Source organism: Pedobacter caeni, assembly GCF_900129215.1.
Lineage (GTDB): Bacteria > Bacteroidota > Bacteroidia > Sphingobacteriales > Sphingobacteriaceae > Pedobacter > Pedobacter caeni.
The window spans coordinates 446,961-459,639 of sequence record NZ_FQUQ01000003.1 but is presented as its reverse complement, the minus strand read 5'-3'; the positions used below and the strand labels follow the sequence as shown (position 1 = coordinate 459,639).

Sequence of the window (12,679 nt, the reverse complement as noted above, 5' to 3'; positions counted from 1 at the left end):
TACTGATCAAAATAGCCCTGAAATGAAATGCCCCAAAAAGCCAGAGGCTGATTGGGACATGTCGTAGGTTAATACCAGAAATTCTACTGTTCCAGCAATTCTGCTTTAAATAAGTTCGGATAATCAGTAACGATCCCATCCACACCAAGGCCAATGAGGTATTTCATCTGTTTAGTCGAATTGATCGTCCATGGAATGATCTTAATTCCTGCAGCATGACAACGGTCTACCAGGCCTTTTCCTACCAATACAGAATACGGACTGTATACCGTAGGATTGAAACCCAGCTCCTGAATATTGTTCTCAAAATCTTCCTTTTCATCAATCAGCAAGGCCGTTTTGATTTTAGGATAATGTTCATGCAGGTATTGAAGGGTACGGACGTCAAAAGACTGAATCGTCACCCGCTTTTCTATTTTTCTCGCTTTTACAATTGCCATGATCAGATCTACAAACTCTGCAGGCTCTGGTTGAAACTCATTGTCTCCTTTAGGAATCGTCTTTGTTTCTATGCTGTAATTCGGTTTTGGCAACCTGTTTTCTTTCACATAGTTTTCCACAGAATCTATCGTTTCTTCCAGCAAAGGTTTATAAACTTTAAACTTCTGCTGACCAGGAAACCTGTTATGCACTTTACTTCCCACATCATATTTCTTCACCTGCTCATAATCCATTTTATAGATATTGTGCTTTTTCTGATCTTTCAGGCTGATTTCCTTTCCATCAGGCTTCAGGCTGATCTCTGAATTGAAATAGGGTTCCTGAGAAAGGACTACCTGTTTATCCTTAGAGATCACGGCATTCATAATTAAGGTATTTACGCCCAGTTCCAGCGCTTTAATCATCCCGGGAATGGTGTTCTCAGGCATGATCCCCCTGGCTCCTCTCTGCCCTTGTAAATCGAATTTCTGAGCCTGGCTCTGGAAGGCCAGCATCATGGCTGCAAGGAATAATATATTTTTCTTCATTAAGTTTGTTATTTACCAGAATAACGCCAATAAGGACCATTCCTTATCTCTGTACAGGCGATCCTGGCCGGGGTTAAAAATTATATCAAAAAAAAGGTTTCTTAAATCAAATCTTTAAGAAACCTTTTTAACAAGTTATTTTCTTTTGATTAACGTTCAGCAGGCGCAAATGCCTGTACAATCAGGTTCCAGTTATGGTCTGCCTGACGCTCATAGATAAAAACATAGTTGAAACTTTCTCTCAGATCAGCTTTATAATCGACAGTTGCGACACCATAAGTATAGGCAAGATCACCGCCATCAGCTTTGCTTACCTTAGTCGTTTTTAAGCTCATGTTCTTTACCATTCCATTAAAGAAAACCAAAGCCTTATCTTTTCCGATGATCGGCTCATATCCTGGGAACAACACCCTTGCATCCGGATTCAGGAAACCTGCAAAAGCAGCAATTCCATAAGATTTCAACATGGTATTCAGCGTTTTTTCTGTGGTTGCAATGATGTCAGCTCCGGCAGCCTTTTGTTTATCGTTGGCGAACTTAGGCTTATAAAAATCCTTAGGCTCAATGAAGGAAGGCTCCACCTTATTTAAAGGTTTGTTATGAGTTACGCCCAAATCCAGGGCCAGTTCCCATCTGGTATCTTTCGCTTTCCATACAGAAAGGTATTGTCCATAAGTTTTGGTATCCCCATCTGCAACGAAAGGTCCTGTGGTAAAACCCCAGTCGCCACTTCTGGCTACTTTCGCATAAACAGGCTCCCAGCTCAGGTTTTTATCCTCAGGCTGACTGGCATAAAAAGTTTTTGCATTTACAGGATTCGGTCTGAAGACCAAAGCATCATTTGCCGAATATTTAATAAAAGCTGTTTTCGCGCCATGTTTAGCCAGGTCTTCCGCAAATTCTTTTTCTGCTTTAACCAATGATTTAGTGCTTCCGTCTGATTTTTGTGCATAAGCACCAAGTGTCATAGAAACAGCTATAACCGTATATAAAAATTTATTCATCATCATTTAGGTATAGTTTGGGTACTAATATAATTGTTGTGGAGGTATTGGTTTTCAAAAGTAATTAACAATTACACATTGTCGGGCTTTGTAACCATTACACATTGATTTATGATCATTATTAAGCTTTGTTCCAGGTTGTGCCTTCTTTACTGTCCTTCAACTGGATGCCCATACTTTGGAGTCCCAGACGGATTTTATCAGACGTGGCATAGTCCTTATTCTCTTTAGCGGTTTTTCTCAGGTCAATCACCATATCCAGCACTGAATTCAGCTCTATATTCGAACTGTCTTCATCCTTCAGGCCAAAGATGTCAAACACGAAATCCTTCATCAGCTTTTTCAGCTGATCCAGTTCCTCGGCAGAAATGCTTCCTTTGCCATCATATACCGTATTAATGATACGAACCGCCTCGAACAACTCCGCAATTACAACCGGGCTGTTGAAATCGTCATTCATTGCTTTCACACAGTTGTCCATGATCGGGCCAATCTGGAAATCACTGCTTGCCGAAGGGCTTAATTTATCCATTAAACTGATCGCATTCATCAATCTTCTGAATCCTTTTTCCGAAGCATCCAATGCTTCATTAGAAAAGTCCAGCGTACTGCGGTAATGCGCCTGAAGCATAAAGAACTTCACCGTCATCGGGCTAAAGCCTTTTGCCAGCAATACATGCTCCCCTTTGAACAACTGCTCCGGAAGGAAACCGTTGCCTAAGGTCTTAGACATCCTTGTTCCATTTACCGTCAGCATATTGGTGTGCATCCAGTATTTGGCAGGTTGTTTATGATTACAAGCCTCAGACTGTGCAATTTCATTCGTATGGTGTGTGGCGGCAAGGTCCATTCCTCCTCCGTGAATATCAAACTCTTCGCCAAGATATTTTGCACTCATTGCAGAACATTCTATATGCCATCCCGGGAAACCTTCTCCCCATGGAGAAGCCCAGCGCATGATCGTTTCCGGCTTTGCTTTGATCCAAAGCGCAAAATCCAGGCGTCCGCGTTTTTCATCCTGACCACCCAATTCCCTGGTATTGGCCAGCATGTCTTCCATATTTCTATTGGTAAGAATGGTATAATTATATTCTTTACTATATTTTTCTACGTCAAAATAAACCGTTCCATTCTTTTCATAAGCATATCCGTTGCTGATGATCTCTTTGATCATTTCGATCTGTTCGATGATATGGCCTGTAGCAGTTGGCTCGATGCTTGGCGGCAAGGTATTGAACATTCTCAATACATCATGAAATCCGAGGGTGTACTTCTGTACAATTTCCATTGGCTCCAACTGCTCCAGCTTTGCTCTTTTTGCAAATTTATCATCCCCTTCATCGCGGTCGCCTTCCAAATGTCCGGCATCCGTAATGTTACGCACATAACGCACTTTATACCCACTGTACTTTAAATACCTGAATATCAAATCGAAAGAGATGAACGTACGACAATTCCCCAAATGAACGTCACTGTAAACAGTAGGACCACAAACGTACATACCTACATGAGGTGCGTTTAATGGTTCAAAAATTTCTTTTTTACGCGTAAGGGTATTGTAGAGCTGTAGACCTGTATCCATTTTGCAAAGGTAAAAATTTTAGGGGTTTAATATCAAATCACTGCGAACAGGAAAGTGGTCTGACAATTTAGCCGGGATCACCAGGTGGTTCATCACCTTAATGTCTTTAGTGGCCGCAATATAGTCGATCTGGAAATTAGGGAATTTGCCGTTATAAGTACGCCCTAATCCCGTTCCTTGTTCCTGAAAAGTGTTGTTTAATGATTTCGTTAATTGCGTCACTGCATAAGACGCGGGGGTATCGTTAAAGTCGCCTGCAATCAGAAAAGAACTCTGGCATTTCTCCATATGCGCCTTCATGATGTCGACCTGTTCACTTCGTTTCAGGAAAGCATTCCTGAGCAAGGTCAGGATGCGCTTGGAAGGCTTAATTTCCGCATCCATCTTTGTCTTTACTTTATCAATGTAGCTATAATCCTGCTTATCAAAAGAGATCGATTGCAGATGCAGGTTATAGACTCTTAATTTCTTTTTATTTACTTCTACATCAATAAAAATAGAAGCATTGCCTCCGAAGTTCTCTCCGAAAACAATTGTTCCTTTATTTTTGATCGGATACCTGGAAAAGATGGCCAGTCCTGTGGCTTCGTAATTGTTCTCGCTGGAAGGAACGAAATAAAAGTAATTCGTATTCAGGATTCTTTTCAGGCTGTCTGTAATGTCAAAAGAGCCTTTTCTTCGGGTAAAATACTCCTGAAAACAGATCACATCCGGATTTTCCTTTCCGATCAGTTCCAGCATCTGCTGTTTAACAGACTCTATATTCTCCTGTCCGTAAGGTTTGAAGCTATGCACATTGTAAGTCATCATGCGCAGGGCTTTGGGGTCAGACTTAGGGCCTTTTCCGGATTCCCCTGAGATGCCCATTGTAGCCGTAAGTGCCTGCCATCCGACTAAAATCAGAACCACAGTTGCTCCTGCAAAGATCCATCGTTTACGGATGCACCACCACAGCACCATAAACATATTCAGGAATAAGATGAAGGGATAAGCTAAACCGAAAAAGGCAATCAATTGATATTTTCTTGGATCGAACCTTCCAGCCATAAAGCCCAGCAGTAGCGTAACTGCCAGAATAAGGGCGAGGACACGAACCAGTTTATCAAAAAATGTCGGTTTTGATTTCTTCATTAATGTTTACTTGCCTTAAATAAAGTTTCTTTTTCTTCCCTGCTTAACTTATCATATCCCGATTTAGAGATCTTATCTAAAATGGCATCTATCTCCTGTTGGTTGACTGAACTTGTCTGATTACGGGAAGATCTCATCTCTTCGTTTCTCACCACTTTTAATTTAGGTTTCCGTTTAAACAGGTTGCTCCAGTCTTTACCATTTTGCAACAGTTTAATATAGGCAAATCCCATCAGGGCACCTCCCAGATGCGAAAAACTTCCTCCTGCATTTGTAGAAGAAATACCGATCAGGTCCAGGGCAATATAACCCATCGCCAGGTATTTCAGCTTCACATCACCAAGAAAAAGCAGACGAATCGCATAATCGGGAACTAAAGTAGCTGTAGCCACAATCACCGCCATGACCGAGGCAGAAGAACCAATGATCGTTGCCTGGGAAAGACTACCTGCAAAAACCGGAAAAATATTATAGGCCAGCGCATACACTAAAGCCCCTGCAATACCACCTGCCAGGTATACAAAATGAAATTGTCTTGGTTTCAGGAAATCAAGAAAGATTTTCCCCATCCAGAACAGCCAGAGCATATTGAACAGCAGGTGCAGCAGCCCTTCATGAAAGAACTGATAAGTGATCACGGTATAGAACCTTGTCGGCAGTTTATCTATTGCTGCCGGAAAACCTGCATACTCCCTTACCAGGGTTGAAAAATCAACCGATCCGGTTCCTGACAAAAAGAACGGAATTCCTAACAATGCCAGCACCAGAAAGAGGAGCACATTGATTCCGATATAAAAAAACGAGGGATTTCCTGATTGGAATACCTTGTACTTCAGGTCTTCAAAAAGATTCTTATTCATAATACTTATAAAATCTGTCGTTATCCTTGTCTTTCCATAATTTCACCAATATAAAGCCTAATAATGCACCGCCAAGGTGGGCATAATGGGCTACAGAATCTCCCGGAACACGGGCAACGCCTAAAGAAAGCTCTACCAGAATATATACCGGAATAATATACTTCGCTTTCACGGGAACAGGAATGAACATAATGTACATTTCTGTATTCGGGTATAACATCCCAAAAGCCACCAGCAATCCAAAGATCGCTCCGGAAGCACCTACCATCGGGAATCCATAAATTCCGATCAGGGTATTTCTGGCCTCATCTGAGATTCCGGGAATCTTTACCTGTGCCATATTTGCGGCAAGGTCTACAGTAATCGGGTTATTCACAATATGTCCCGTGATCTGATAGACCTCGTAAGCCTGAACGCCCATTTGTAGCGCCACAGCTCCAAGGCCCGTGATCAGGTAGAAATTGATAAATCTTTTTGTTCCCCAGCGGTTTTCAATCACTCCCCCAAACATGAATAACGCAAACATGTTGAAAAGAATGTGCATAAAGTCGCCATGCATGAACATATAACTGATCAGCTGCCATACCCGGAAAAACTGGGAGTCAAAGTAAAATGCGCCCAATAAATAATCCAGGTCGACCCCTGTATTTTTCATGACGTATTTGGCAGCAAAGAAGAGCACATTAATAATGAGCAGGTTTTTAACTACCGGTGGAATATGAATGTTATTCATGTTGTCTATTTATCAAATTTCTTATCCAGTTCTGTCAGGCCAATGGTTTGAATCACCGGCTTTCCACTAATGCTAAAGTTAGGTGTTTGGCAGGCAAAAAGTTGCTCAATGAGCGTATTCATTTCCTGTTGTCCTAAGGCTGTTCCGCTCTTAATGGCACTATTTCTGGCCATACTCTTGGCCAATGCATCTCTTCTATCCAGTTTCAGTTCCTGCTGAGAGTTTTTAAACCCTTCGATCAGGTGTTCAAACAATTGTGTTTCATGCACATTATTGCTCCCCAGGTCTACCGGAATCCCTTCAATGATTAACGTATTTTTACCGAACTCTCTTACTTCAAAGCCTAAACTTTTAATGTCTTCCAGTAAACTCTTCGCCAGCTCATAGTCGTTCGGACTTAAAGTGACCGTTTGCGGGAAGAGACTTTGCTGAGAAGCACCTTTCCGGTCTTCCAGGTTTTTGCTGAAACGTTCATAGAGAATCCGCTCATGTGCAGCCTGCTGGTCAATCAGCATCAATCCCGATTTAATCTGGGAAATGATGTAACGGTTATGCAACTGCATCAGTTGTTTTTGTATCGGCTCCAGAGAATCATCCGGCAAGGGTGTTGTTCCCGGTAAGTCTATTGCAGTTTGTTCTGCCTGGGTATGGTTTGCAATCTCGTATAAAGAACCCCAGTTTTTGGTACTTGGCTTAACCGCACTTTCAGTACTTCGGGAAAATTCAGAATTTCTGGAAAATACAGTTGGCTCTTTACTTTCGGTCGATTTGAATGGATTAAAATCCGGGTTAAAGCTGATGCTCGGCGGTACAATTTCCTCCGGCGCTTTATGGGTGATCATTCCGCTGAATCCTGTTTCCTGATCAAAATCTATCGTCGGACTGATGTTAAACCTGCCGATGGACCTTTTTACCGCCGAATGGAGGATCGCATAGATCGATTTTTCGTCCAGGTATTTGATCTCTGTTTTTGTCGGATGCACGTTCACATCGATCTTTGCAGGGTCAATGTCAATAAATAACACATACAAAGGGAAGTGATCATCAGGCAATAAATCTTCATACGCTTTATTCACCGCATGGTTCAGGTAAGTATCCCTGATGTAACGGTTGTTGACAAAGAAAAACTGTTCCCCCCTGGTTTTCTTGGCAAATTCTGGTTTCCCAATAAATCCTTTCAGGTTGATGATGCTCGTTTCTTCCTCTACAGGAATTAGTCGCTGGTTATAGTTATTTCCAAATAAATGGATAATCCGTTGTTTTAAACCCGATGCCGGCAGGCGGAAAATCTCTACCCCATCATGGTGCAGGCTAAAAGAAATCGCAGGATTGGCCAATGAAACCCGTTGAAACTCTTCCAGAACATGGCGCATTTCTGCAGGGTTACTTTTCAGGAAGTTTCTTCTTGCCGGGGTATTGTAAAAAAGATTTTTGATGCTGATGCTCGTTCCTTCTGCAGTAGCCACAGGCTCCTGATTCTGGAATACCGAACCTTCAATCTGGACCATTGTTCCAAGCTCATCTTCATGCCTGCGGGTCTTCATTTCTATCTGGGAAATTGCAGCAATAGAAGCCATAGCTTCTCCTCTGAAACCCATGGTACGGATTGCAAACAGGTCTTCCGCTTTGCGTACTTTAGAAGTAGCGTGACGTTCAAAGCACATACGCGCGTCTGTAACGCTCATTCCACAGCCATTGTCAATCACCTGGATCAGCGCTTTGCCGCCATCTTTTAAAATTAGCTGTATCTTGTTTGCACCTGCATCTATCGCATTCTCCAAAAGCTCCTTCACGGCTGATGCCGGGCGTTGCACCACCTCTCCGGCCGCGATCTGATTGGCAACACTATCCGGTAAAAGTTGTATTATATCTGACATTTATTTCTCGCTGGTAAAGGTGGCTAATTTAAGGAAAATAAGCCTCAATCCTTGTTTTTCCTTTGTATATAATTTGTCTTTTTCATTAGAATATATTTGTTTTTCAGCGGTTATGAAGCGATCATCAGCATATTAGCAACTGTTTTTAAGCGGTATGCCTGATGATGGTTTCATTGCCACCAGGCCTCTGCTACTACTTTTATCATCCAAAAAAGCAGGAATTCTCCTGAATTTTCAGATCAGACTGCCTTTCGCGTTTTCATTGTTCCTTTTTCTATCTTTAACTCATGAAACCAGCATAACCTTCCGGATCGCACAACACTGCGACATCAGGATCGTGATCGTTTCATAACCGAAAAAAAACAAATATATACTGATGAAAAATCTCTTAGCAAGCCTGGCCATCGGGAGCCTGCTTTTCAGTAGCTGCAACGCTCAGAAAGCCGATTTAATTGTCTATAACGGTAAGATTTATACCGTAAATGAGAAATTTGACACTGCAGAAGCCTTCGCCGTTAAAGATGGCAAAATCATTGGCGTCGGCACCAGTGCTGAGATCAAAAAGCAATTTAGTTCAAGCGAAGAAATAGATGCCGGCGGAAAAAGCGTTTACCCTGGTTTTATCGATGCTCATGCTCATTTTTTCGGTTATGGACAAAGCCTGCAAACTGCCGACCTAAGGGGTACCGACAGCTGGGAAGAAGTTACTCAGCGACTAACTGAATTCGCAAAAACCCATCCCGAAGGATGGCTGATTGGCAGAGGCTGGGACCAGAACGACTGGGCAAACAAGCAATTTCCGGATAAAGAACAACTGGACCGCCTCTTTCCCGACCGTCCGGTATTGCTGACCAGGATAGATGGTCATGCGGCAATCGCCAATCAAAAAGCGCTAACCACCGCCGGAATCACAAAGAGTTATACACTTACCGGTGGAGAAATTGTGGAGAACAACGGAAAGCTGACCGGATTACTCATCGACAATGCCGTAGACCTGGTCAACAGCAAAATCCCTCCTTCAACCAAGTCACAAGCAGAAAAAATATTATTAGATGCACAGGAAAAATGTTTCGCCGCCGGGCTCACCACCATTGATGATTGCGGTGTAGATGCCAGCTTAGTCGGCCTGGTAGAAAAGCTCCACACCTCAAAAAGCTTAAAAATGCGTTTATACCTTATGCTGTCCGATAGTGAACCCAATTACAATTACCTGTTTAGCCGCGGGGCGATTAAAACCGACCGGCTGAATGTGCGTGCGTTTAAAGTGTATGCCGACGGTGCTTTAGGTTCCCGCGGTGCCTGTCTGCTACATCCTTACCATGACATGCCGGACAAAACAGGATTTATGCTCAGCAATCCCAAACATTTCGAGGAGGTAGCAGAAAAGATTGCCAAACACAATTTCCAGATGTGCACTCATGCCATCGGGGACTCTGCCAACCGCAGTATTCTGAAAATCTACAACAAGGTCCTTGGTGGTAAAAACGACAAACGCTGGAGAATAGAGCATGCACAAGTCGTAGCTCCTGAAGATTTCGGATTATTCGGCAGCGCCAATGTCGTTCCTTCCGTTCAACCAACCCATGCTACCTCAGACATGTATTGGGCCGGCGACCGTTTAGGCAAGGAACGTTTAAAAGGTGCTTATGCCTACAAACAATTGATGCAACAAAATGGTTGGTTACCTTTGGGTACAGATTTTCCGGTAGAAGACATCAACCCAATTTTCACATTTTATGCAGCAACGGTGAGAAAAGATGCAAAAAACTTCCCGACAGGAGGTTTCCAGATGGAAAATGCGCTGAGCAGGGAAGAAGCCCTCAGAGGGATGACCATCTGGGCCGCCAAAGCTAATTTTGAAGAAAAAGAAAAAGGAAGTTTAGAAAAGGGAAAATTTGCAGATTTCATCATCCTTGACCAGGACCTGATGAGCACCGACCCTTCAAAAATATTAAACACACAAGTATTAAAAACCTATGTTAACGGAGAAAAAGTATATGAGAAAAAATAACCTTGCAGGGATCATCACCATCAGTTTCATTGCCTTATTTACGTTTAGCGCCTGCGCGCAAGATCACCAGCAAAACCAACAACGGCTATCTCTTCTCCAAACCATCAGCAGCAATACCATCCTGCTGAACAACCAGGAAAACACCATTCCTTTGCTCGACCTCGACAAAAAGAATATTGCTTCGGTAAGCCTTGGCTTCAGCTTTCACACCGCATTCGACAGCCTGCTGAACAAGTACACAAAAGTGAGCAGCTTCTCCTCCGATCAATATTTAAGCTCAACCACCTTAAACGATCTGGAAGACGACCTTAAATACTTTAATCTCGTGATTGTTTCCCTACCTGTTTCAGCGGTAAATGACCCAAGGAACATGGGTTTCATCAACAGCCTCGCAAAAAGTAAAAAGATCATCATCTCCTTATTTGGGGAAACCGGAAGCCTCCTTGCCTTTGACGGACTTACCGCTCCGTTAATCTGGGCCAACCAAAACAATGAAGAAGCCGCCATCACCATCCCTCAAATGATTTTCGGAGGAATAGGCCTGAGCAAAAAACTAACCGCCAATTACTCTCCTAAATACCTGAGCGGATCAGGCGCAGTCACCACTCCTACCCGTTTAAAATACACCCTACCGGAAGATGCAGCAGTAAATTCCGATAACCTGAAGGAAATTGACAACATTGCCAACGAAGCCATCCGCGCTCAGGCAGCTCCGGGAATCGTTGTTTTGGTAGCTAAAGATGGAAAGGTGATCTTCAACAAAGCTTACGGCAACCATACGTACAACAATGGGCTTACTGAAAAAGTAACGGACATTTTTGACCTGGCTTCTTTAACCAAAACTACCGCCACCACCCCTACAGTGATGCGCCTGTATGAAGAGCATCAGCTAAACCTGGACACCAATATCGGTGCTTACATTCCTAAAGCAAGGCTATCGCCAATGAACAACATTAAAGTTCGCGAGGTCATGTTACACCAGGCAGGCTTCATTCCCTACATTCCTTTCCATAACTCTGTAAAGACAGGGGATTACAGCAGGGATTCAAGCGCCGCTTACCCCACCAAAGTTGCCGATTTCTATTATATCAAAAAGGGATTTTTTAAGGATTTCATGTGGCCAAAGATGCTACAATCCCCCATCCAAACCCGCGGAAAATATGTATACAGCGATATCAGTATGTACGTGATGAAAGAAATTTCTGAGCGCCTGAGCGGTATCCCTCTGGACACTTATGTATGGGAGAATTTCTACAAACCACTGGGTATGCAAACCGCAGGGTTCCTGCCCCGCAACCGCTTTACAAAGGATCAGATCGTTCCTACAGAACAGGATACCTACTTCAGGAAGACCCTGCTGGAAGGCTATGTTCATGATCAGGGTGCTGCACTGGCAGGAGGTGTTTCCGGACATGCCGGTTTATTTGCCAGTGCAAATGATGTGGCCATCATCTATCAGATGTTACTCAACAAAGGTACATATGGAGGCGCGCGTTACTTCCAGGCGCAAACGGTGGACATGTTTACACAAAAACAATCTGACATCAGCAGAAGAGGTTTAGGTTTTGACCGATGGGATCCCGATGCAAGCAAAAAATACCCTTCAGAACTGGCTTCTCCACAAACTTATGGACATACCGGATATACCGGAACCTGTGTATGGGTAGACCCGGCAAAAGGACTTGTTTATGTGTTTTTATCCAACAGGGTAAACCCTTCGGTATCAGAAAAACTAGGCAACATGAAGATCCGCCCAAGAATTCAGGACGCCATTTACAGAGCCATAGAAAAGGGGAATAATTAAACGAAGGCCTTAGCCTATTGTGCATCAAATTGTGTAACAAATTGTGTAACAAAAATGATAACATTTATTTTGATACCGTCTAAATTAGCGGTAAATTAGTTAGGACCATACAAAACCAAATACTAATGAAATGAAAAAGTTAACATTAACTGTTGTGGCAATGCTGATGCTTGTCATAACCAGCCGGGTTCAGGCACAGGACGACGCCATGATGAAAGCATGGCAAGCCTACATGACCCCTGGCGATGTACACAAAATGATGGCTAAGGACAATGGGAAATGGGATGCAGATGTAACCATGTGGATGGTACCCGGAGCACCTCCGGAGAAAAGTAAGGCCAGCTCAGAAAATTCAATGATTATGGGTGGCCGTTACCAACAATGTCTTTTTAAAGGAACAATGATGGGAATGCCTTTTGAAGGGATGAGTATCATGGGCTATGACAACGCAAAAAAAGCTTTCGTCAGCACCTGGGTAGACAACATGGGTACTGGAATCATGCGCATGGAAGGCAGCTGGGATGACGCTTCTAAATCAATCAACTTTACAGGAACCTGCGTAGACCCGGTAACAGGGAAAGACTCCAACATTCGTCAGGTGATGAAATTTGTGGACGCCAATAACCAGGTATTGGAAATGTACTGCACCATGGATGGCAAAGAAACAAAAAACATGGAGATCAAATATTCAAGAAAAAAATAGACCCGG

At 43.1% G+C, this 12,679-nt stretch carries 10 protein-coding genes; 3 read left to right on the top strand and 7 right to left on the bottom strand.

Annotation, left to right across the window (positions count from 1 at the left end; genetic code table 11):
• Nucleotides 1–83: 83 nt before the first annotated feature.
• The 7 genes from BUC20_RS16570 to mutL form a co-directional block, all read right to left on the bottom strand.
• Nucleotides 84–968 (bottom strand): glycerophosphodiester phosphodiesterase family protein, encoded by an 885-nt coding sequence (locus BUC20_RS16570; protein WP_073232199.1) that lies wholly within the window; start codon nucleotides 966–968, stop codon nucleotides 84–86.
• A gap of 149 nt (nucleotides 969–1,117) precedes the next feature.
• Nucleotides 1,118–1,978, bottom strand: a complete 861-nt coding sequence (locus BUC20_RS16565) for a nuclear transport factor 2 family protein (protein WP_073232198.1) — start codon at nucleotides 1,976–1,978, stop codon at nucleotides 1,118–1,120.
• Nucleotides 1,979–2,093: 115 nt separating this feature from the next.
• Nucleotides 2,094–3,554, bottom strand: coding sequence for a cysteine--tRNA ligase (gene cysS / locus BUC20_RS16560; protein WP_073232197.1), 1,461 nt, complete (start codon nucleotides 3,552–3,554; stop codon nucleotides 2,094–2,096).
• Nucleotides 3,555–3,572: 18 nt separating this feature from the next.
• Nucleotides 3,573–4,685: an endonuclease/exonuclease/phosphatase family protein gene (locus BUC20_RS16555; RefSeq protein ID WP_073232196.1), complete on the bottom strand. Its 1,113-nt coding sequence runs from the start codon at nucleotides 4,683–4,685 to the stop codon at nucleotides 3,573–3,575.
• Nucleotides 4,685–5,545 (bottom strand): rhomboid family intramembrane serine protease, encoded by an 861-nt coding sequence (locus BUC20_RS16550; RefSeq protein ID WP_073232195.1) that lies wholly within the window; start codon nucleotides 5,543–5,545, stop codon nucleotides 4,685–4,687. The genes BUC20_RS16555 and BUC20_RS16550 overlap by 1 nt, the downstream gene beginning before the upstream one ends.
• Nucleotides 5,538–6,278, bottom strand: a complete 741-nt coding sequence (locus tag BUC20_RS16545; protein ID WP_073232194.1) for a rhomboid family intramembrane serine protease — start codon at nucleotides 6,276–6,278, stop codon at nucleotides 5,538–5,540. Before BUC20_RS16545 ends, BUC20_RS16550 begins: the two co-directional genes overlap by 8 nt.
• Nucleotides 6,279–6,283: 5 nt before the next feature.
• Nucleotides 6,284–8,155, bottom strand: coding sequence for a DNA mismatch repair endonuclease MutL (mutL, locus tag BUC20_RS16540; RefSeq protein WP_073232193.1), 1,872 nt, complete (start codon nucleotides 8,153–8,155; stop codon nucleotides 6,284–6,286).
• A 376-nt stretch (nucleotides 8,156–8,531) separates the two neighbouring features.
• Here mutL and BUC20_RS16530 point away from each other — a divergent pair, with 376 nt between their 5' ends.
• The 3 genes from BUC20_RS16530 to BUC20_RS16520 all read left to right on the top strand — a co-directional run bounded on the left by BUC20_RS16530 (nucleotide 8,532) and on the right by BUC20_RS16520 (nucleotide 12,673).
• On the top strand, nucleotides 8,532–10,166 hold the full coding sequence (locus tag BUC20_RS16530; RefSeq protein ID WP_073232191.1) for an amidohydrolase: 1,635 nt from the start codon (nucleotides 8,532–8,534) through the stop codon (nucleotides 10,164–10,166).
• Entirely contained in the window at nucleotides 10,153–11,970 is a 1,818-nt protein-coding gene (locus BUC20_RS16525; protein ID WP_073232704.1) for a serine hydrolase domain-containing protein, read from the top strand. The genes BUC20_RS16530 and BUC20_RS16525 overlap by 14 nt, the downstream gene beginning before the upstream one ends.
• Nucleotides 11,971–12,100: 130 nt before the next feature.
• Complete coding sequence (locus BUC20_RS16520) at nucleotides 12,101–12,673, top strand: DUF1579 domain-containing protein (protein ID WP_073232190.1); 573 nt, start codon at nucleotides 12,101–12,103, stop codon at nucleotides 12,671–12,673.
• The last annotated feature ends 6 nt before the right edge of the window (nucleotides 12,674–12,679 follow it).